The sequence below is a fragment of the Pauljensenia sp. C0170B5 genome, from assembly GCF_056590195.1.
This window is the reverse complement of sequence record NZ_JBWPVR010000011.1, coordinates 43,400-64,610: the sequence shown is the minus strand read 5'-3', so window position 1 is coordinate 64,610 and position 21,211 is coordinate 43,400. Positions and strand designations below refer to the sequence as shown.

Sequence of the window (21,211 nt, the reverse complement as noted above, 5' to 3'; positions counted from 1 at the left end):
ATCCCAACCAAAAAAACTCAAAAAACAAAAACAAGCATCAACAAAACAAACACACTATCGAGTTCACAAACAACACCCCCACACGCCCACAACCCCAAACAAAAGGCCACAAACGCGGGACAACCACCACAAACAACACCAACCACAAACAATCAGCACCGCCCGGGCGACAAGAAAATACTCTACGAACAATCGGGCGATCTGTCAAATGAGTGGGCCGGGATCTGCATCACAGATCCCGGCCCTTCGTCAGGTCTCACGTACCGATTGGCATTCTCACCACGCTCGTTGACGTTCTCATCGCGTCGGTCGATGTTCTCAATACGCCAGCTGGCATCGTCGATTCGCCACTCGACATTCTCAACGTAGCGCTAAGCCGAGCCGTGTCAGTGGCAAGCATCGCGTTCAGGCCGGTTCACGGCCACCTGCACGCACCTCGGTTCAGTCAGCACTTGTTCACTGATTGGCATGCACAACAGCAAGGTTGCGGCGCCCTCGTCGAATGAGCGCCAGACCGCCGGCGAGCAGGTCTGATGCTTCAATCGGGGCGTCTTCGTCTTCGACCTTGACATTGTTCAGATACGCACCACCGGATGCGACGGTACGGCGCGCAGCAGAGCGGCCCTTCTCCAGGCCCGACGCAATCAAGGCATCCACAATCGTGTCATGGCCAACGCGAATGCTACCGGATGGTAGTTCGCCAGTCGCAGCAACCAGCGTCTCTTCGTCAACTTCACGCAGATCTCCTCTGCCCCACAGCGCTTCTGTCGCAGCCTGCACGCGAGCGACTGCATCTGCACCGTGCACCAGCGTGGTAACCTTTTCGGCCAGCTCCTTCTGTCCTTCGCGCAGATGTGGACGCTCGGCAACCGACTGGGCAAGCTCTTCGATGCGTTCGCGGGAATCAAAGGTGAAGACCTTCAGCAACTTCACGACATCCTCATCCGCGACCTGCAGCCAGAACTGGTAGAACGCGTACGGGCTCATCATCTGAGGATCCAGCCAGATCGCGCCGCCCTCGGACTTGCCGAACTTGGTGCCGTCAGACTTCGTGATGATCGGTGTGGTCATCACATGCGTGGTGGCGCCCTCGACTCGGCGGATCAGTTCCACACCGCCAATCATGTTGCCCCACTGGTCGTTTCCGCCGGTTTCCAAGGTGCAGCCGTAGTTCCGGAACAGTTGCAGGTAGTCATGCGCCTGGAGGATCTGGTAGCTGAATTCGGTAAACGAGATTCCCTCTTCAGAATTCAGGCGGCGAGCGACGATATCTTTCGACAGCATGGTGCCGACTCGGAAGTACTGGCCCACGTCGCGCAGCAGGTCGATCGCAGACAGCTGGCTGGTCCAGTCAAGGTTATTGACGAGGCGTGCCGCGGCCGGCCCGTCGAACTCAAGGAACTGCGAAAGCTGGGCGCGTAGTCTGTCCGCCCACTGTCCCACCACGTCGCGTGACTGAAGCTGGCGTTCACCGGACAGGCGCGGATCACCGATCATGCCCGTTGCGCCACCAACCAGTGCCAACGGCTTGTGGCCGGCGTTTTGCAGGTGCCGCATGAGAAGCACCTGCACCAGGTGACCGTGATGCAAAGAGGCGGCAGTTGGATCAAAACCGCAATAGAAGGTGACCGGACCAGCGTTCAGGTGCACACGCAGCGCATCCAAATCCGTGTGCTGAGCAATCAGCCCACGCCACTGTAGTTCGTCCACTAAATCCTGTGTCACCGCTCTGCTCTCCTTATGATCGCGGTCGTGTTGGCTTTCTTCTCTCAGGCGCGCGCCAGGCAGGCGTTCACCTACTGCGGTTAGCTTAGTCGGGTCGGGCCACCCTCGTCACACGTGTCCACTACGAACGAGACGACGCCACGCCCTCCTGAATCCAGGCGCGATGCGTGCTGGCCAGACGGGTCGCCTCGGACAACTGCTCGCGCACCCGGTCCGGCGCCGTTCCTCCTCGGGCATTGCGGGCAGCAACCGATCCCTCAACGCTGAGCACGTCGCGCACGCGAGGTGTCAGGTGCTCGCTGATCGCAGCAAATTCGTCATCGGTCAGGTCCCACAATTCCACGCCTCGTGCCTCTGCCTGGCGCACGCACGCACCGGACAGTTCGTGCGCCACTCTAAAAGGCACTCCCTGTTTGACGAGCCACTCGGCAATATCTGTAGCCAGCGAGAAACCCTGTGGTGCAAGCTGCGCCATTCGCTCGAAGTTCAGGCGCATTGTGGAGACCATTCCGGCAATGGCCGGCAGCAGCACGTCAAGCGTGTCGATCTGATCAAAGACAGGTTCCTTATCTTCCTGCAGGTCTCGATCGTAAGCCAGCGGGATTCCCTTGAGGACGCTCAGCAGCGCCGTGAGGTCACCGATCATGCGCCCGGCCTTGCCTCGTCCCAGTTCGGCCACGTCGGGATTCTTCTTCTGCGGCATGATCGATGAGCCCGTGGAGAACGAATCATCCAGAGTCACATAGTCGAATTCTCGGGTATTCCAGATGACGATTTCTTCACACAGGGTCGATAGGTCGATTCCGATCATCGTCATGACGAAGGCGAACTCTGCAACCACGTCGCGCGAAGCTGTGCCGTCGATAGAGTTGGCGACACTGTCGGTAAAGCCCAGTTCCTCGGCAATGGTCTGTGGGTCCATTCCCAGCGTGTTTCCTGCCAGTGCGCCCGAACCGTACGGGCTGACGGCAGCTCGTTGATCCCAGTCACGCAGACGTTCCACATCGCGCAGTAAGGGCCACACATGTGCGCCGAGGTGATGGGCGACCAGAACGGGCTGCGCGTGCTGCATGTGAGTGCGTCCGGGCATGATCGCATCCCCCGCCAGGCGAGCCTGTTCGAGCAGTGCGTCCACAACGTCAAGTGTCAGCGCTCCAATGTGTCGCGCCTCGTCGCGCAGATACATGCGGATGAGCGTAGCGATCTGATCGTTGCGTGAGCGGCCGGCGCGCAACTTCCCACCCAATTCAGCGCCCGCTTTGTCGATCAATGCGCGTTCGAGCGCAGTGTGCACGTCCTCGTCATCAGGGTCAGGGACGAGGGCGCCCGATGCGACTTCTGCGCTGAGTTCGTCGAGGGCGGATTCCATGCCGTCCAGTTCTTCGTCGGTCAGCAGTCCTGCTCTGTTTAGGGCGCGTGCATGAGCTTTCGAGCCGGCCAGATCAGCCTGGGCCAGCCGCCAGTCAAAGTGAGTTGACACGGACAATCTGGCAAGCGCCTGAGAGGGGCCGCCTGAAAATCGTCCACCCCACAATGCGACGGGACGGGCGGGAGACGATTGGCGTGGTGCTGTATCAGATTTCGAGTTTGCGCTCATAGTTTCATGATGCCTGTTCGCACGCCGCGATGCCAACATCGACACAGACAAAATGCATATACTCAGCACTGCAGCAATGTGAGGAGGAACAGTGGACGTCAATCCCCGTGTGGATTCCGAGATCGGTCGGCTGCGTGAGGTGATCGTGCACCGCCCCGGTCAGGAAGTCGAACGGCTCACTCCCCTCAATCATGCTGAGCTTCTTTTTGATGATCTGATGGATCCGGGCCGTGCACGAGCTGAGCACGATCAGTTCGTCGAAGTCATGGAGGGCGAAGGCATCGAGGTGCACAAGCTGCGCACATTGTTGTCGCAGACACTGCACCACGAGCATGCTCGCCAGGCGGTACTGGATCGCACGCTCAATGAACGCCGGCTCGGACCGGTGCTCACCCCTGCGCTGCGCGAATGGACGGCGGATCTGTCGGCAGATCGCCTGACCGCCATGTGTGTGGACGGTTTGACGGTCGATGAGTGGAAGAGTGTGTCGCCTGTGCGCTCGCTGGTGACACGCACGCTCGAAGATGAAGATTTCCTGATTCGTCCCCTGCCAAACCACCTGTTCACGAGGGATGCGTCTGCGTGGATTCACGGTGGTGTGGCCGTCAATTCGATGTCACGTCTGGCGCGCGAGCGCGAATCGCTGCACTATTCGGTTATCTACCAGTACCATCCACGTTTTGCCCCCTGGGATTTCCACTGGTGGTCGCGCGGCACATCAGGTGCTATTCGCAGTGCCGAGGGCGGCGACGCTCTGGTGGTGGGCGATGGGATCGGTGTGTTTGGCGTGTCGGAACGCACCACGCCGCAAGGTGTTGAGCGCTTGGCTGTCAAAATGTTCGAGGCCGGTCACGCCCACACGGTCCTGGCTGTCGTATTGCCGCATGTGCGTACCTTCATGCACTTGGACACAGTGTTGACGCAGGTCGACCGGGATGCTTTCTTGCTGTATCCGCGCTTGGGTGACGTGCGCACGATGACGTTGCGACCCGGCCCCGATGGGGGCGCTCCGATCGTCGAGGATATGCATTACGATCTTCGACGCGCACTGGAAGTGCTGATGGGCCGCTCGTTGCGTTTCATCAGTCCGGATGGCACCTTCTCCGACGTGGATCGCGAGCAGTGGAATGACGGTTTCAATGCGCTGGCGATTGCACCTGGCAAGGTGATTACCTATGATCGTTCCCCGCTGTGTAATGCTGCGTTGCGCCGCGCAGGCATCGATGTCATCGAGATTCAGGGGGCTGAGCTGGGACGCGGCCGCGGCGGTCCGCGCTGTATGTCGTGTCCTGTGGTGCGCGACCCCGTTGACCAGGACTAGGCGGGACCGGCAGGGACAATACCCCCACGCCCACTTCACTGTCTTCCTGTTCGACCCTGACGACCAGCCATGTGGCCAGGGCGACGAACAGAATCCATGTGCCTTCGAATAGGAGGCGCGATTCAGTGAGGGACTGCACCAAAATGGCCGTCATCATCAGTGCCGGTGCCAGCGAGTACACGTCACCGTCGATACGGCGAATGGCGACGCGCAAGACGCGAATACCGATGACGCAGATGGCAATGACGAAGACGACCAGGCCAATGAGTCCGGTCTGGAATGACACGTCCACGAATGCGTTGTGGGCGTGAGGCGTGGGCGCGCCGTCCTGACGGATCACCAGATCGCGATACATCGGGATCCACGGTGGCCACAGCATGACCCATCCCCACCCGCCGATGGGCCGTTGCTTCCACAGCTCAAACACTGCACGCCAGATGTCAGAGCGTCCCGTCAGGTCTGCGTCGCGACCGATAAACTCAGCGATCGGGGCGTACAGGAGCGCTCCGACGACGCTGACGATCAGCAGAGCCATCGCCGAAATTCGCAGGACGCGCTGCCGCCTGTGCGCGCGCACGCGCCGTAGAACGGTTCCAACCAGGAATACTCCGGCGCATGCCAGCAGCGCCACGAAAACGGTAGCTGACCGTGTCAGCGCCAGTGTCGCCGCGTAGAGGGCGAACCATGTGAGGGCACGCCTGGAGCTCATGCGTCGCGCGCGGAGCTGAATCACCGTGCAGATGATGCCGAACAGTGCGATTGCGGCCAGTGGGTTGCGGTTGCCGACAAACCCCTGGATGGGGCCACCTCTGAACAGTGCGGATTCAGTCCACAGCTGCGTGGCGCCTACATTACTCTGGCCGCGCAGCCACACAGGAACGATCGGATGGCCGACAAAGATGGCGCACCATAGCTCCATCACCAGGCTGATTCCCACCGACCATCGCATCGCTGCGGCGAACGCGTCGATGAGGCGCTCCAGCGGCACCGCGATGGCGATCATGATTCCAATGAGAGCGCTCAGTGTGCTGCCCAGTGATGCTAACGCTGAGATCCCCGGATACTCGGCCCACAGGGCTGACATCCAGCACACCAGTAGGAATGCCGCGATCGTCCACGGGACACGGCGGATCGTCACGCGCCGCCCCGCAATGACAAACATCGCGATGAATACTGCTGCGGACAGCACGACGATGATGCCGTATCCGACCCATCCGATCAGCGCGCGAAATCCCGTTCCGCTGAATGTCAGGAAAAAGACCCAGGCAATCATGGGTTCGAGGTATTCGTTGGCGTGAGCACCCCACCGAAGTGTTGCATTCAGGCGTGCTCTGCGAATTGACCACGTCAAGGTGCTGAGCGCCCAGCCGGCGTTTCGCAGCGGAGACGACATGGTGACGCGCAGCTCACGAGGGCGCACATCCGAGGAAGCCTCCCTCGTCACTGTCCGGTCAAGAAGACGCCGTGACGAGGAGGATGCGATCGCAAGGTGGTGCGCCATGTGTCCCCTCGAAAACCTGGTGGTGAAATGAAGAAGCGGAGGTTCGTGCCGTGGGCAGGGACAACCCCCGGCTTCGATGCCTCAGAATACGAGGGTACGAAAAACCGGGGGTAAGTCCTAATCGGTTCGATGAGGAGTCGGACGCTCTTTAGAAACGATCCGGTTACGGTTCGATCACGAGAGGAAGCGCCGACTAGTGCGCGTCCTCGTCGAAGTTCACACCGCGTCCGAAACGCACGTCGCGGGCTGCTGCCAGTTTGGCGCTCATTCCGTAGATTTCAATGAAGCCGCGCGAGTGGGACTGGTCGAAGGTATCGCCCGTCTCGTAGGTCGCAAGGTTGAAGTCGTACAGGGAGGAGTCGGAGCGTCGACCTGTCACCGTTGCTCGCCCACCGTGCAGCGTCATGCGAGTGTCACCACTGACGTAGGTCTGCGTGTTCTCGATGAAAGCGTCCAGCGCATTCTTGAGCGGTGAGTACCACTGCGCGTCGTAGACGAGTTCGGACCAGCGTTCGTCCACGCGGCGCTTGTAGCGTGCCAGTTCGCGCTCGACGGTGACGTTTTCAAGCTCCTGGTGAGCGGCGATCAGGGCCACGGCTCCTGGTGCTTCATAGATTTCACGCGACTTGATGCCCACCAGGCGGTCCTCGACAATGTCGATACGGCCGATGCCCTGCGCGCCAGCGCGGCGGTTCATTTCCTGAACGGCTTCCAGAGGAGTCACGGCACGCCCATCGATGGCGACGGGGACGCCCTGCTCGAAGGTGATGACTACCTCGTCAGGAAGTGGCGGGTAGGTCGGGTCGTCGGTGTAGTTGTACACGTCCTTGGTCGGCGCGTTCCAGATGTCTTCAAGGAATCCTGTTTCGATGGCACGACCCCACACGTTCTGGTCGATCGAGAAGGGATTGTGTTTCGTCGTCTCAATGGGCAGATTGTGCTTGTTGGCGTAGTCGATGGCCACGTCGCGGGTCAACGCGAGGTCACGCACGGGAGCGATCGTTTTCAGGTCAGGAGCCATCGATGTGAGGGATACTTCGAAGCGGACCTGGTCGTTGCCTTTGCCGGTGCAGCCGTGTGCCACGGTGGTGGCGCCGAATTGCCGTGCGGCGCGCACCAGGTGCTTAACGATCAGCGGGCGTGACAGCGCAGATACGAGGGGGTAGCGCCCCTGGTACAGTCCGTTGGCTTTCAGCGCGGGCATGCAGTAGTCGAAAGCAAACTCTTCCTTCGCATCTGCGACGTATGCTTCCACGGCGCCGCAGTCGAGGGCGCGTTGGCGGATCACCTCCAGGTCTTCGCCGCCCTGCCCCACGTCAACGGCAACGGCAACCACTTCCATACCTGTCTGCTGTTCGATCCAGCCGATTGCAACAGAGGTGTCAAGCCCACCGGAGTAGGCCAGTACAACGCGGTCCTTGTGTTCACTCATTTCGTTTCTACCCTTTGATTGTCGTACTCGAATGATTCACGCTTATTGGCGAGGCTCGACCAGTGCGATCAGTGTTGACTGAAGTTCCACGGCGTCCTCAGTGCTGCGACATGCGACGAAAATAGTGTCATCTCCTGCCACGGTGCCAACGACTCCCTCGAGCCGCGCGGTGTCGATGGCTGATCCGAGCAGGTTGGCTGCGCCCACTGGTGTGCGCACAACTAGGAATGTGCCGGCGGTGTCTACTGCAACGAGCAGGTCCTGAGCCCATCGCTCCAGGCGCGCCAGTGATTCTTCTCCACGACGCGTCTGTTCCCCGTCCAGGTCCGGCACTGAATAGATCTGTTTACCTGAGGCCGTGCGAATCTTCGTGGCGTGCATCTCCACGAGGTCACGTGACAAAGTGGCCTGCGTCGTTTCGATACCCAGCACGGCCAGTGCTTCACGCAGTTCCTTCTGAGAGGAGATCTGCTGATCGGCAAGGATGTCCACAATGGCTCCGCGGCGAGCGGTGCGTGACGACGGGATGCCTTGCGTGTCAGGGCCGGCGTGGTCTGTCATCAGTCCTCCTTGTGTGCGTGGCCGAGTGTCTGCCGGGCGCTGTGAACCAATGCAGGCAGAGCCTCAGTGAAGGACTGAGCCTGCTGGTCTGACAGCGTTAACGGTGGTGCCAGACGGATTGTATGGGCGTTTGGCGCATTAATGATAAATCCTTCGTCAGCTGCATGGCGCACAAGCGCACTGGCGCACGGTTCATTAAATTCGACCGCAATAAGCAGGCCGCGTCCGCGCACCTCGCGCACCGCCGCTCCGCCTGCCTCACGCAGTTCGGCGCGCCACTGTTCACCCAGTGTGAGGGCGTGTGCCAGCAACGCATCGTTTTCGATGGTGTCGATGACGGCCAGGCCTGCGGCGGCGCACACCGGGTTGCCGCCAAAAGTCGTGCCGTGCATTCCCTGGGTCAGGATCGATCCAGCCTGGCCGATACCGACGCAGGCTCCAATCGGCATGCCTCCACCTAGTCCTTTGGCGAGGGTGACGACGTCGGGCGTGATTCCTGCGTGGTGGTGCGCCATCCACTGTCCGGTGCGTCCCATGCCGCTTTGTACTTCGTCAACGACCATCAGTGCGCCGATCTCATTGCAGCGCCGACGCACGGCCTGAAGGTACTCATCACTGAGCGGGTAGACGCCTGCTTCTCCCTGGATGGGTTCAACGATGATGCCTGCCACGCCTTGGGTCAGGTGGCGGTCGAGTGCGTCCATATTGTTCGGCTCAATGAATTCGATTCCTTCGAGCAACGGTGCAAATGGAGTGCGGTAAGCCTCTTTCCAGGTCACTGAGAGTGCGCCCGCTGAGCGTCCGTGGAATGCGCCAGTCAACGCAATGATGCGAGGTGTCGTGTCGGCAGAAAAGCCCTTGGTACCCTCGTCGATCTTCGTGTTGCCCCAGGTGCGGATCATTTTGATGGCGCACTCGTTGGATTCTGTTCCTGAATTGGTGAAAAAGACGCGTGATCCGTCTGGAACGGCGTCCGCGCACACGATGCCGAGAACGCGTTCGGCCAGTTCAATCTGCGGCGGTGTGGCAAAGAAATTGGAGACGTGATCCAGTGTTGCCAGTTGCGTACTCACTGCGCGCTCAATGGCCGGGTGGCAATGTCCCAGCACGTTGACGGCAATTCCGCCCAGCAGGTCCAGGTACTCTGCTCCGGTGTCGTCCATAACCGTGCAGCCCTGTGCACGCGTGAGGATACGCTGAGGAGGTCCAAATGTGTCCATGAGCGCCTCATGGTAGCGATTTTCCCAGGTCATTGATCCTCCCCTTCATTTCCGTCGGTGGTGATCATCGTTCCGACGCCCTCGTCAGTAAAGACTTCCAGCAGCATGGAGTGCGGCTGGCGGCCGTCGATGACGTGGACACGCGGCACACCCTGTTCGAGGGCGGCCAGCGCAGCAGTCATCTTCGGCGCCATCCCCGAATCAAGGGTGGGAACGAGGGCGGCCAGTTCGCTGCGCGAGAGGCGACTGATCAGAGAGTTTGGATCCGGATAGTTTGCGTAGAGTCCTTCCACGTCGGTCAACATGATGAGCTTTTCAGCACCGATCGCGCCAGCCAGTGCTGCTGCAGCAGAATCGGCGTTAATGTTGAGCACTCCAGATGGCGCATCCTGGTTGGGTGCAACGGAGGAGACTACCGGGATGAAACCCGAATCCACCAGCGCCATCAGTGGCTGGGCGTTGACGTGGGTAATAGTTCCCACCAATCCAATATCGACGGCTTCACCATCGACCCATGCGGGTGTGCGTTGAGCTTGGAACAGACCCGCGTCTTCTCCTGCCAGTCCGATGGCCTGGTAACCCTGAACGTTGAGCAGGCTGACCAGTTCGCGCTGTACTTTTCCAATCAGCACCATGCGCACAATCTCCATGACGTCCTCGGTGGTGACCCGCAGCCCTTTGGTGAAGGGCGCATCGAGGCCCACCCGGGACAGCATCTGGTTGATCTGAGGACCACCGCCGTGAACGACGACCGGCTTGACACCCCACTGGTGCAAGAAAAGGACATCCTGGGCAAATGCGTGCATGAGTGAGTCGTCCACCATCGCATTGCCGCCATACTTGATCACGACATACTTGCCGCGGTGGTGACGCAGCCACGGCATTGTTTCCAGCAAAATAGCGGTCTTATCCTGCGCGGTCAGTGTGGTCATGATGAGTACGCGCTGTTCTCGTGGACGTAGTCGTAGGTCAGGTCGGAGGTGATGATGGTGGCACTGGCTGAACCATTGTGCAGATCGACCTCAATATTGACCTGCCGATCCGTCATGTCGACGAGGTCTCGCGACTGCCCCACTCCCCCTGCCTGGCAGACCTGCACACCGTTGAAGCTCACGTCAATGGCATCCGGGTCAAATGGTGCGACCTCTTCAGGGATTGTGCCGATTTCTGACAGGACACGCCCCCAGTTCGGGTCATTGCCGAAAATTGCGGCCTTGAGCAGGTTCGATCGCGCGACGGCCCGGGCGATAATCTCGGCGGCTTCTTCACTGTGTGCACCGCGCACGGTGATGTCGATGTCATGAGTGGCGCCCTCGGCGTCCGCAATGAGCTGGCGTGCCAGCGTGGCGCAGGCGCTGCGCAGATGTTCGGTCAGTTCCTGTGCATCGGCGTGGTGACCGGATGCTCCAGAAGCCAGTGCAATGACGGTGTCATTGGTGGAGCGGCATCCATCTGAGTCCATGCGGTTAAACGTCGTGCGGACCGCTTCACGCAAGGCGGCGTCAAGTTCACGCTGGTCAACGACTGCATCGGTTGTGAGGACGCACAGCATGGTCGCCAGTGCCGGCGCGAGCATACCTGCACCTTTCGCCATTCCTCCGACCGTGTAGCCGTCTGCATGAATCTCGATCGTCTTGTTCACGGTATCGGTGGTTCGGATGGCATCGGCAGCGTTGGCTCCCGCTTCAGGCGTATCAGCAAGTTCGCCCACCGCCATATCAATTCCGCTGATTACTGCCTCCATCGGCAGCAGCTCACCGATCAAACCGGTGGAGCACACACCGACCTGCATGCTGTCGGCCAGGCTGAGTGCCTGCGCGACGTGGTCGGCCATCTGTTGGGCGTCACGTGCGCCCTGCTCGCCCGTGCAGGCGTTCGCTCCCCCGGAGTTCAACACGACGGCACTGACAGTGCCCGCGGCGAAGTGTGCGCGGGAAAGATGGACGGGAGCGGCGGCGACACGGTTGGAGGTAAAGACTGCTGCCGAGGCGCGAAGCTCGGTCGGTCCGGTGTTGACGACGAGGGCGACGTCACGGTTACTGCTGGCTTTGATCCCTGCGTGAACCCCTGATGCGAGAAATCCCTGAGGTGCTGTCACGCCGGTCAATGGTGCTGTCTGGTTCATGGTGTCACTCCGATGGTGGGGATTCCGGTCAGTTCGGGCAGGCCGAGCGCAAGGTTTGCGCTCTGGATGGCTGCACTCGCAGTTCCTTTACCGAGGTTGTCGAGTGCGCAGATAGTGACAAGACTGTGGGCACGTTCGTCAATCACTGCATTGACGAGGGCACAGCCGGTCGCGTTGACAGGCGCAGTGGACGGCCAGGGTGCCTCGTGGCTGACACCGATCAGCGGCTCATTATCGTAGATGCTGTAGGCGTGGGCCACGTCATCTGCACTGACGGATGCGTGCAGCGGTGCCACCACTGTCGCCACGATGCCGCGAGCTGTGGGGACCAGAACGGGCGTGAATGTCAGGCGAACGTCGTCCGCCCCGCTGATGCGCAGGTTCTGGATGATTTCGGGGATGTGCCGGTGGGTCCCTCCCACGCCGTAAGGCACGATCGCGCCGAGTGCCTCGGAGGCCAGCAGATGCTGTTTGGGTGATCGGCCGGCACCTGAATAACCCACTGACAAGGTGGCGCATAGGGTGGGTTCGACGATGTGCGCGGCGATGGCTGGCTGTATTGCCAGGGTGACTGCTGTCGCATTGCAGCCGGGCACGGCGATCTGACCGGCGTGTGCGAGGGCGTCGCGTTGACGTGTCATCTGTGTTTCGCCGCTGTGCAGCAATTCTGGCATTCCATAGGTCCACGGTTCGGCTGCGTCGGTGCCGTAGTAGCGATGCCATTCGTCTGCATCGGACAGTCGATGGTCGGCAGCGCAGTCGATGATCAGTGCTGACGTGCCAGCGCGTGCGAGTTCATCGGAAAGTCGGGCGGAGTGTCCGTGTGGCAGGGCCAGGAAAATCACATCAACGCCGCAGAGAGCCTGGGCTGTTGTTTCCTGGATCACCAGCGCACCTTGGGGCCCAGTGATGTTCGGATGCATCTGTGCCAGGGTGTTGCCGGCGGAAGATGCTCCCGTAACTATGCTGAGCGTGATGTCAGGATGCGCGGTAAGGAGGCGTGCGATTTCGCCTCCTGCGTATCCCGATACTCCTGCAATAGCTGCCCGAAAATTCATATGCATGACTATACACAGTCATGCATAATTTGCATAACGGGTGTCCTCTATATGGACACCAGGACTACTGAGCGTCCGACTCCTGCGGTGCCGTATTACCCGACTTCAGATCCTGTGCTATCTCATCTGCCCACTGATCCACTTCGTCCCACGGCCGAAAATCACCTTCTACCGCACCGGCAAGGCGCGCGATGGTGCGCTCACGCAGTGACAGGCGCGAGGGGTCGTAGCGACCCGGGAACTTCTGGTGGTGGACAATCGGCACCTTCATCAGCACCGGGCCAATGCGCGAGGGGTCCTGCAGCGAATGCTTCGGCACCCCGGACAGGCCCACTGAAAAAGCCCACACTGGCATCGACAGCAGGTTCGGGCGAAAACGCTCCATGAAATCGTTCGCCTGCGCCATCCACTGCGTCATGTACACGGCTGAACCGCACACAACAGCATCGTAGGATTCCAGAGACTTCACATCCTCCGGATTGATCATCTCGACATCGAGGTCGTGCGAGCGCAGACGGTCAGAGATACGTTCGGCAACCTCACGGGTTGCACCATGTTTTGACGAAGCAGTGACGAGGATTTTCATAATCCCAGTATGGACGCTTTGGCGCGCCAATGTGAGCCGAATCGGTCAAGAAGTCGCAAATTCTGCCCTGCTGTGCATACGTTTCAGACTCTGAGCAGGACTAACGCCCGAGCACACGCGTATGCGCCAGTGCGGCCGGCGCTTCACGCACCGGCCGCACTGATCACGATTCGCGCATTCGTTATGCGCGAAGTTGCGCCCCGAGCGTCTTACCTGTGCGAGAAATGATGTCGTTGCGTGTGCGCGTAACCTCATCTGCACTCAGCGTGCGATCATCGGCACGCAGTTTCACAGTGAAGGCCAGCGAGCGGTGACCGTCGGGAACCTGGTCGCCCTCGTAAATGTCAAAGAGAGATACCTCTTCGGCCAGGGCACCTGCCGCCTGGCGAATCACCTGAGCAACGCGAGCAACGGGAATATCATTGGCGACAACCAGTGCGAAGTCTTCTTTTGCCACCGGGAACGTTGACACGCCGCTCACCTGGATTGGTTCTTCCGCCATATGCGCCACCAGCGCGTCGACGTCCAGCTCCAGTGCGCATGAGCGCTTGGGTAAACCGAATGCCTCACATACACGCGGGTGAAGTTCGCCGGCTCGCGCCACAACAGTCAGTATCTTGCCGTTGCGGACGAAAACCTGCGCCATCCTGCCTGGATGCCACGGTGCCACTGCGTGCGGGTCACTACTCGCTTGAGGCATCGGCGGCCCCTTGTGCACAGGGGTAGATTCAGGAAGCCAGCCGCGTGCTGTTTCCACCTTGACGCCCAGTGACTGTGCGACGCGCCAGACGAGGTCGATGGCATCGGCCCAGTCGTAGACGCGGGGCTGCTCGAACACCCCGTTACCTGTGGCATTTCCGCACAAGATTGCTCCCACATGCCACGGCTGCGAGGGAACGCCGGCCTGGAGCTGTGCTTCCACCTCGGCAGAGGGACGCTGTTCAGCGGACGGCAGATCAGATGGAACCGTTCCTGCCGGGCGCACAACCTTCGCAATCTCAAAGACCGCGATGTGGTTCATACCGCGTGACATGTTGCGTCCGGCAACATCGAGCAGCGTGTCCAGGATGCGTGTACGCAGCAGCGGCGCATCGTCGGCCAGCGGATTGCGCAGGCGCACTGCCTGACGGTTCGGGTCATCGGCAGCCAGCTGCTGGCGGTCATGGGCAGCAGTGGACATGAAGGGGTAGGACTCTGCCTCGGTCAGTCCAGCATTGGCCAGGACGCGTGCGACATCACGACGAGTCTTCTGCGCCGTGGTCAAGCCGTGTCCAGCAGGGGCCTGCGGCAGGATTGACGGGATCTCATCGTATCCGTGCAGGCGCGCGACCTCTTCGACCAGGTCGGCAGGCCCGGTCAGGTCAGGTCGCCAGCTCGGAGGTGTCACCTGCCATTGGGCCTCGCTGTCCTCGCCATGAACCTGGCAGCCGATTGTTTCCAGCAGTTCGCGAATGCGTGCCGGAGGCAATTCGAGTCCGGTCAGGCGCTGCGTCTCACTCACTTTCATGTCGATCGGTCGAGCTTCGGGCACGGTATTGACCTCGAACACGTGGGGGTCAGCCTGTCCCCCGCCGTATTCTTCAAGCAGCGCGCAAGCCCGGGCAATCGCGACGGGCGGAATCGCCGGATCCGAACCGCGTTCGAAACGCTTCGAGGCTTCAGAGGCCAGGAAGTGGCGTCGGGACGTGCGCGCAATTGAAATGGAATCAAAGTGCGCAGCTTCGAGGACCAGGTCTGTCGTCCCCTCAGTGATTTCAGAGTCGAGGCCGCCCATCACTCCGGCAAGTCCTATAATGCGCGATCCATGCTGGCCTTGCGGAGAATCCGTGATAAGCAGGTCTTCGTCGTTCAGTGCGCGATCTTCACCATCGAGGGTGACGAGATGCTCACCTTTTTCAGCTCTGCGCACCACGATGGGTGCTGCCACAGAACCAAGGTCGTAAGCGTGCATCGGCTGGCCCAGATCCAACATGATGTAGTTGGTGACGTCGACGGGCAGGCTGATTGAGCGCATGCCTGCCATCTCCAGGCGCTCCACCATCCATTTGGGCGTCTGAGCGTGCGTGTCGACGCCGCGCACGATGCGTGTAACGAAGCGGTCGCACCCGACGTGGGCGCGGATCGGGCGCTTGTCCTCAACTTCCACGCTCAAAGCTGAGTCGGAGTGTTCGGGCAGGTCAAGGCCATCGGGCAGACCGGGATCAGTCAGGGTTGCTCCCGTTGAGTGGGAGTATTCGCGCGCCACGCCACGCATGGAGAAGCAGTAGCCGCGGTCCGGAGTGACATTGATTTCGAGGACTTCTTCCCCCAGTCCCAGCAGTGGAATCACATCTGATCCGGGAGCGGGGATCTGGTCGGCATCGAACTTGTCGGTCAGAACGAGGATGCCGTTGTGGTCCTCCCCGAGGCCCAGTTCGCGCTCCGAACAGATCATGCCGTCAGAGATGTGACCGTAGGTTTTGCGGGCAGAGATCTCGAAGGGGCCGGGCAGAACTGCGCCCGGCAGACTGACGACCACCAGGTCGCCCACATCAAAATTGTGAGCACCGCAGATGATGCCGCGACTGGGCAGGTCAGATGGCTCTTTCCCAGTTCCCGGCTCGTCGTTGTACTGGCCGACATCGACTCGGCAGTAGTTGATGACTTTGCCGTTGGATTGTTCTTTCGGCTCGCGTGTGAGCACTTTGCCCACGACAAGCGGGCCCGTCACGCGGGCGGGATGAATTGTTTCTTCCTCCAGGCCCACTTTCACCAGCGCTGCGGCCAGTTGCGGAACCGTCACGGAGGCGGGAATTTCTACGTGGTCACGAAGCCACGACAATGGAACCATAGGCATGTTCAGTGTCCCCTTCCGTTGAGTCCGAACTGCTGGGAGAAGCGCACGTCTCCCTCGACGATGTCGTGCATGTCAGCGATGCCGTGACGCAGCATGAGCGTGCGTTCAATACCCATGCCGAATGCGAAACCGGAATACTCGTCAGGGTCGACGCCGCAGGCGCGCAGCACGTTTGGGTTGACCATGCCGCAGCCACCCCATTCAATCCAGCCGGGGCCGCCCTTCTTCTGCGGGAACCACAGATCCATCTCGGCGCTCGGTTCAGTGAAGGGGAAGAAGCTGGGGCGCAACCGCGTGCGCGCGTCAGGGCCGAACATCTGGCGCGCAAAGTGATCCAGCGTTCCCTTCAGGTGCGCCATCGTCAGGTGGCGATCAACTGCCAGACCCTCAACCTGGTGGAAAACAGGTGTATGTGTCGCGTCGAGCGCGTCGGAGCGGAATACCTTACCGGGGCATGCGACGTAGAGCGGAACACCGCGAGCGAGCATGGAGCGGGCCTGAACTGGCGAGGTGTGCGTGCGCATCACCAGGTGACCGTCATCCTCGTGGTCGCCACCGACGGAGCGGCCATCGACGTAGAGGGTGTCCTGCATCTGGCGAGCCGGGTGGTCAATGTCGAAGTTCAGCGCATCGAAGTTGAACCATTCGTGCTCGATTTCCGGGCCTTCTGCGATGTCCCATCCCATCGACACAAACAGGTCGGCCACTTCCTCCATCAAGGTCTCCAGAGGGTGACGCGCGCCCAGACTCTGGCGCCCGGTCGGCACCGTTACGTCCACGGCTTCCGTCTCCAGCGCGCGGGCTTCCTCTTCGTCGCGCAGCACTGATTCACGTTCGGACAGCGCAGTGGCGAGTTGCTTGCGGGCACCGCCCAGTGTCTTGCCTGCCTGCGCACGGTCAGCGGGGTCCAGTGACCCAATCGTGCGGTTAGCCTGGATCAGGGGTGCCTGATCACCCATCACCTGGGTGCGAACGGTCTTGAGTTGGGCCAGCGAACTCGCCTCACCGATACGCGCCAGCGCATCAGTGACGAGGGCACTCACCGCTTCACCGTCAAGCGGATTGAGCTCAGGAGCACAGTCAGCCATATCCTGCTTCCTCGGTCGAAATTGACAATCGGTCATACGGGAAAACTCCACGTTTCCTCTTCCCCCATATTAGCCGTCGAAGCGAGTCCGCCCATTCGTCGCCATTGGCTGGACAGTTCACTGAGCGCGATCGCGTGTAAGCCCGGTGCACTGACGAAAGCGTCTAGGCTACAGATATGAGTTCACTTGCGCCCTCCGACGCTGCGGCCGCTGACACGGTCCCCGCGCCGACGAAACCGAAAAAAGTTCGCGTCCATCACCTTGCTCAAGCTAAGCAGCAGGGCCGAAAACTCACGATGTTGACAGCTTATGATGCGCTTATTGCCCCGCTGCTGGATGCGGCAGGTGTTGACATGCTGCTGGTGGGTGATTCCTACGGCAACGTGATGTTGGGATATGACTCCACGTTGCGCGTCACGTTGGACGACATGGTTCGAGCAACCGCAGCAGTGGCACGTTCCACACGCCGCGCCCTGGTAGTGGCAGACCTTCCGTTCGCAACGTACGAGGCCAGTGCACAGCAGGCGTTTGAATCGGCTTCCCAATTGATGCGCGCTGGTGCCCATGCGGTCAAACTCGAGGGAGGCCGACCGCGCGTGGAAGCTGTCCGACTACTGAGCCAGTCCGGTATTCCCGTCGTCGGACACCTGGGGTACACGCCGCAATCAGAGAACACGATCGGCGGTCCGCGTATGCGTGGCCGTGGCGATCAGCGCGATGCGATGATTGCTGACGCGCTGGCTTTGCAGGATGTCGGTGCGATTGCCGTTGTGTTGGAGATGGTGCCTGACAACGTGGCCACTGACGTCACTGCTGCGCTGGAGATTCCCACTATTGGTATCGGTGCTGGCCCGCACACCGATGGGCAGGTACTGGTGTGGTCGGACATGGTCGGGATGCAGGAATGGGTTCCCTCGTTCGTCCATCGTTTCGCGCAGATCGGGCGTGAGATCACGGCGGCTGCTGCCGAGTATGTGGAAAGTGTGGAAGATGGCACATTTCCTGCTCCGGAGAATTATCACCAGCAGTGACATCCCAGCACTGGTCGGCAAAAGATCTAGGCTAGGGCTATGAGTAGTTCTGACAATTCTGGTCGTATTCCGGCATCTGCCAATGCGCGTCGCGCGCCGCTGGGCAACCTGACTGCCGGACGTATCTCCCCCATGCGCTCGGTGCCTGAGTCGATTGAACGCCCCGAGTACATGTTCCACGATGGCCCTGAAAACGTCACTGCCTCGGATATTAAGGATGCGGACACTGTGGAACGGATCCGCCACGCTGGCCGCATTGCCGCCGATGCGCTTCGTGTCGTGGGTGAGGCGGTTCGCCCCGGTGTGACAACCGATGAGCTCGACCGCATCGGACATGATTTTATTGTCGGTGCTGGCGCCTACCCGTCATGCCTGGGTTACATGGGGTATCCGAAGTCGCTGTGTACTTCCATCAACGAGGTCATCTGCCACGGCATTCCTGATGATCGCCCCCTCGAAGATGGCGACATTGTCAACGTCGATATCACGGCGTTTTACGAGGGTGTCCACGGTGACACCTGCGCCATGTTTGAGGTGGGAAATGTTGATCAGGAGTCGCGTCTGCTCAGTGAGAGGACACGCGAAGCGATGATGCGTGGGATCCGGGCGGTCAAACCTGGCCGTGAGATCAACGTGATCGGACGTGTCATTTCGGTGTATGCGAAGCGTTTTGACTACGGCGTGGTGCGCGATTACACCGGACACGGCGTGGGCGAAGCCTTTCACTCGGGTTTGATCATTCCGCACTATGATGCTGCACCACTGTATGACACGGTGATGGAGCCGGGCATGGTGTTCACCATTGAGCCGATGCTGACGCTGGGCACTGTCGAATGGGAGCAGTGGGATGATGACTGGACTGTTGTCACGGCCGATCGTTCCCGCACCGCGCAGTTCGAGCACACAATCGTGGTGACCGAAGATGGCGCCGACATTTTGACACTGCCGTCGAACGCGTGAGAGTGCAGATGAGCCGGCCTGTACGCCGGGTTCTGTCCTGCTGACCGAAGTCGGCAGCGGCGACCATTCCTCTAGGACCAGTGTTGCCACTGGCCTCAAGCAACCTACCCGCAAGCGTGGAGCGGGCCGCTCGTACTTGCTGCTCGGTTTTGCTCCGGGTGGGGTTTACCTAGCTAGACCAGTCACCTGGCCTACTGGTGGGCTCTTACCCCACCTTTTCACCCTGACCGCTGGTGCGAAGTGTTCTTCGCGCCAGCGGCGGTCTTGTTTCTGTGGCACTTTCCCGCGGGTTTCCCCGGGTGGCTGTTAGCCATCACCCTGCCCTGTGGAGCCCGGACGTTCCTCGTCACCGCATCACGCGGTGCCGCGGCCGCCCGGCCGACTCATCTGCATCCTCGAGTCTACGACGCGCGCGGCGCCAGGGCCTACTTCGATCGGTGTGATTTTCAGGGGACGGCGTGCTGTCGGGTGATATCGTGCGGGGGCGGGGTGGAATAGCGTGCGGTCAGGCAAGAACCGCGCGTGGCCGGGGCGACGTTTAGGCGTCGGTTCGCACCACTATCTGGCTGGTGTCGACGCACCAGTACACCTCGTCTGCGGGCAATGCATTTATCTGCTGCAGCTCGGCGGGCGAAATTTCGCCGGTGGCTCCTGTGACGACGCCGCCTCGCACCTCCACGATGGCGAAGGGGCTGTGCCGCTGCCAGACCGAGTCGTATTCGGCGATGAGGTCAGAGGGCAGCGAGTCATTCAGGTCAGCTCTCTTGCACTCCAGGTCAGCCAGTTCGAGGTCAGACTGCGCGTTATCATCTTCGAACTGTTTCTTGGTTGCTTCCACGTCCTGCGTCAGCGCCTGCGCTTCGCGGATCATGTCGTCTTGTGCTTTTTGGGCAGCTTCGAGGCGTTCTTCAACTTCAAGTTGGTCTTCTTCGAGGCTGTTGAGCCGGGTGCGCATCTGGGCGATTTCGTGTTCCATTGCGTTAATGTCGCGCAGGGGAACTTCATTGCGTTCGATGCGTCCTTCCTGGGCACTCTTGCGTGTGTTGACTCGCTCAATGTCCGCTTCGATGCGCGCCACGTCACGTTTCGTGTCGGCTATCACTGCACTCTGATTGATCGCAGCACGCTTGAGGTCCTCTGCCCGTCCGGCAAGTTCACGCAGCTTGGCGTGCGCCGGGTGTGTGTCACGCTGGTGTCGCATCTTCATGATGGCGCGATCCAATGACTGCAACTCGAGTAGCGAGCGTTGATCTTCAGGTGATGCCTTCACTGAGTTCCTCCGGTTGTCTGCATGTGAGCCGTCCATGGTTCTGTCACTATGGTAGACGCTGTAATGTCGACGGAGACGTTGTCCGCCTCGGCTTGCTCGCTGAGTCGTTGCGCGAGCACCGGAACCCACGGCCATTCGGTCGCCCAATGGGATCCTGAGATCAGTGCAGGCGCTCCGCCTTCGAGGTGTTCGGACGAGGGATGGTGGCGCAGATCAGCGGTGACGAACACGTCGGCACCGGATGCGCGTGCCTGCTCAAGCAGGGAATCACCTGCACCGCCTGACACCGCCACACGCGCGACGGTTGATTCCAGGTCTCCGCCCACGAACAGGCCGTGCGGACCGGCAGGCAATGCAGATGCCACTCGCTGCGCAAATTCACGCAGGGTCACCGGATCTATTGTTCCGACGCGCCCCAGTCCCACCGAGCGGCCGTCGCGGTCACGTCCCGAGGGGTCCAGCGGCTGCGTGCGTTCCAGTCCCAGCAGGTCTGCCAAAGCATGCGCGACTCCCCGATAGGCGATGTCGGCATTGGTGTGGGCGTTGAACAGTGCGCACTCGCCACGTACGAGTGTGGCGACGACGCGCCCTTTCGGGTCGCTTTCAGGTAGGAACGACACGCCTCGCAGATACAGCGGATGATGTGTGATGATCATGTCGATCTCATTGCTCACAGCTTCGTCGATTACCGCTGCCACGGGATCAACGGCAATGAGAACGCGGCGCACCTCGCGTGAGGGATCTCCCACAATGAGGCCTACCTTGTCCCACTCTTGTGCCGTTTCGGGTGGATACCACCGATCCATCACAGTAACGACATCGCTCACAGTCCACGTTGTAGTCATGGAATTACCCTAAGCGTGTTCGCATGCGATGTGCACAAGGTGGGACGAGGTGTGT

18 protein-coding genes and 1 other RNA gene are annotated in these 21,211 nt (G+C 60.5%); 4 read left to right on the top strand and 15 right to left on the bottom strand.

Annotation, left to right across the window (positions count from 1 at the left end; translation table 11 throughout):
• Positions 1–212: hypothetical protein (locus AC1EJZ_RS10245; protein WP_285015519.1), on the top strand; the 212-nt coding region annotated here is incomplete at its 5' end.
• A 244-nt stretch (positions 213–456) separates the two neighbouring features.
• Here AC1EJZ_RS10245 and tyrS read toward each other — a convergent pair.
• Positions 457–1,725 carry a tyrosine--tRNA ligase gene (tyrS, locus tag AC1EJZ_RS10240; protein WP_480294818.1) on the bottom strand — a complete coding sequence of 423 codons (1,269 nt, stop codon included), beginning with the start codon at positions 1,723–1,725 and terminating at the stop codon, positions 457–459.
• A gap of 121 nt (positions 1,726–1,846) precedes the next feature.
• Positions 1,847–3,322, bottom strand: coding sequence for an argininosuccinate lyase (gene argH, locus AC1EJZ_RS10235; protein WP_480294816.1), 1,476 nt, complete (start codon positions 3,320–3,322; stop codon positions 1,847–1,849).
• A gap of 91 nt (positions 3,323–3,413) precedes the next feature.
• Between argH and AC1EJZ_RS10230 the strand changes: the two genes are divergently transcribed.
• Positions 3,414–4,643, top strand: a complete 1,230-nt coding sequence (locus AC1EJZ_RS10230; RefSeq protein ID WP_480294814.1) for an arginine deiminase — start codon at positions 3,414–3,416, stop codon at positions 4,641–4,643.
• On the opposite strand, the gene AC1EJZ_RS10225 is transcribed toward AC1EJZ_RS10230, so the two are convergent.
• From AC1EJZ_RS10225 to pheS, 10 genes are all read right to left on the bottom strand, one after another.
• On the bottom strand, positions 4,549–6,144 hold the full coding sequence (locus AC1EJZ_RS10225) for an O-antigen ligase family protein (protein WP_480294813.1): 1,596 nt from the start codon (positions 6,142–6,144) through the stop codon (positions 4,549–4,551). The genes AC1EJZ_RS10230 and AC1EJZ_RS10225 overlap by 95 nt on opposite strands.
• A 193-nt stretch (positions 6,145–6,337) precedes the next feature.
• Complete coding sequence (locus AC1EJZ_RS10220; protein WP_480294811.1) at positions 6,338–7,576, bottom strand: argininosuccinate synthase; 1,239 nt, start codon at positions 7,574–7,576, stop codon at positions 6,338–6,340.
• A 42-nt stretch (positions 7,577–7,618) separates the two neighbouring features.
• A complete protein-coding gene (argR, locus tag AC1EJZ_RS10215; RefSeq protein ID WP_058236925.1) occupies positions 7,619–8,137 on the bottom strand; it encodes an arginine repressor in 519 nt (172 codons plus the stop codon).
• Positions 8,137–9,390 carry an acetylornithine transaminase gene (locus AC1EJZ_RS10210; protein ID WP_480294810.1) on the bottom strand — a complete coding sequence of 418 codons (1,254 nt, stop codon included), beginning with the start codon at positions 9,388–9,390 and terminating at the stop codon, positions 8,137–8,139. Before AC1EJZ_RS10210 ends, argR begins: the two co-directional genes overlap by 1 nt.
• Entirely contained in the window at positions 9,387–10,289 is a 903-nt protein-coding gene (gene argB, locus AC1EJZ_RS10205) for an acetylglutamate kinase (RefSeq protein WP_092648636.1), read from the bottom strand. Before argB ends, AC1EJZ_RS10210 begins: the two co-directional genes overlap by 4 nt.
• Positions 10,286–11,482, bottom strand: coding sequence for a bifunctional glutamate N-acetyltransferase/amino-acid acetyltransferase ArgJ (gene argJ / locus AC1EJZ_RS10200; protein ID WP_480294808.1), 1,197 nt, complete (start codon positions 11,480–11,482; stop codon positions 10,286–10,288). The genes argB and argJ overlap by 4 nt, the downstream gene beginning before the upstream one ends.
• On the bottom strand, positions 11,479–12,540 hold the full coding sequence (argC, locus tag AC1EJZ_RS10195) for an N-acetyl-gamma-glutamyl-phosphate reductase (protein ID WP_480294819.1): 1,062 nt from the start codon (positions 12,538–12,540) through the stop codon (positions 11,479–11,481). Before argC ends, argJ begins: the two co-directional genes overlap by 4 nt.
• 64 nt (positions 12,541–12,604) lie before the next feature.
• Positions 12,605–13,126, bottom strand: coding sequence for a flavodoxin domain-containing protein (locus AC1EJZ_RS10190; protein WP_092648639.1), 522 nt, complete (start codon positions 13,124–13,126; stop codon positions 12,605–12,607).
• Between the two features lie 181 nt (positions 13,127–13,307).
• Positions 13,308–15,962: a phenylalanine--tRNA ligase subunit beta gene (gene pheT, locus AC1EJZ_RS10185; protein WP_480294806.1), complete on the bottom strand. Its 2,655-nt coding sequence runs from the start codon at positions 15,960–15,962 to the stop codon at positions 13,308–13,310.
• A 2-nt stretch (positions 15,963–15,964) separates the two neighbouring features.
• A complete protein-coding gene (pheS, locus tag AC1EJZ_RS10180; RefSeq protein WP_285015546.1) occupies positions 15,965–17,050 on the bottom strand; it encodes a phenylalanine--tRNA ligase subunit alpha in 1,086 nt (361 codons plus the stop codon).
• Positions 17,051–17,226: 176 nt separating this feature from the next.
• Here pheS and panB point away from each other — a divergent pair, with 176 nt between their 5' ends.
• Together panB and map are read left to right on the top strand one after the other, a co-directional pair.
• A complete protein-coding gene (gene panB, locus AC1EJZ_RS10175) occupies positions 17,227–18,081 on the top strand; it encodes a 3-methyl-2-oxobutanoate hydroxymethyltransferase (protein ID WP_480294805.1) in 855 nt (284 codons plus the stop codon).
• A gap of 39 nt (positions 18,082–18,120) precedes the next feature.
• The gene (gene map / locus AC1EJZ_RS10170) at positions 18,121–19,041 is read left to right on the top strand and encodes a type I methionyl aminopeptidase (RefSeq protein WP_257590273.1); all 921 of its coding nucleotides are present in this window, start codon (positions 18,121–18,123) and stop codon (positions 19,039–19,041) included.
• 5 nt (positions 19,042–19,046) lie between these two features.
• Here map and rnpB read toward each other — a convergent pair.
• The 3 genes from rnpB to AC1EJZ_RS10155 all read right to left on the bottom strand — a co-directional run bounded on the left by rnpB (position 19,047) and on the right by AC1EJZ_RS10155 (position 21,156).
• Positions 19,047–19,427: RNase P RNA component class A (rnpB, locus tag AC1EJZ_RS10165), an RNA gene on the bottom strand.
• A 152-nt stretch (positions 19,428–19,579) separates the two neighbouring features.
• Positions 19,580–20,311, bottom strand: a complete 732-nt coding sequence (locus tag AC1EJZ_RS10160) for a zinc ribbon domain-containing protein (RefSeq protein ID WP_092648641.1) — start codon at positions 20,309–20,311, stop codon at positions 19,580–19,582.
• The gene (locus AC1EJZ_RS10155; RefSeq protein ID WP_058236934.1) at positions 20,308–21,156 is read right to left on the bottom strand and encodes a Nif3-like dinuclear metal center hexameric protein; all 849 of its coding nucleotides are present in this window, start codon (positions 21,154–21,156) and stop codon (positions 20,308–20,310) included. The genes AC1EJZ_RS10160 and AC1EJZ_RS10155 overlap by 4 nt, the downstream gene beginning before the upstream one ends.
• Between the last annotated feature and the right edge of the window lie 55 nt (positions 21,157–21,211).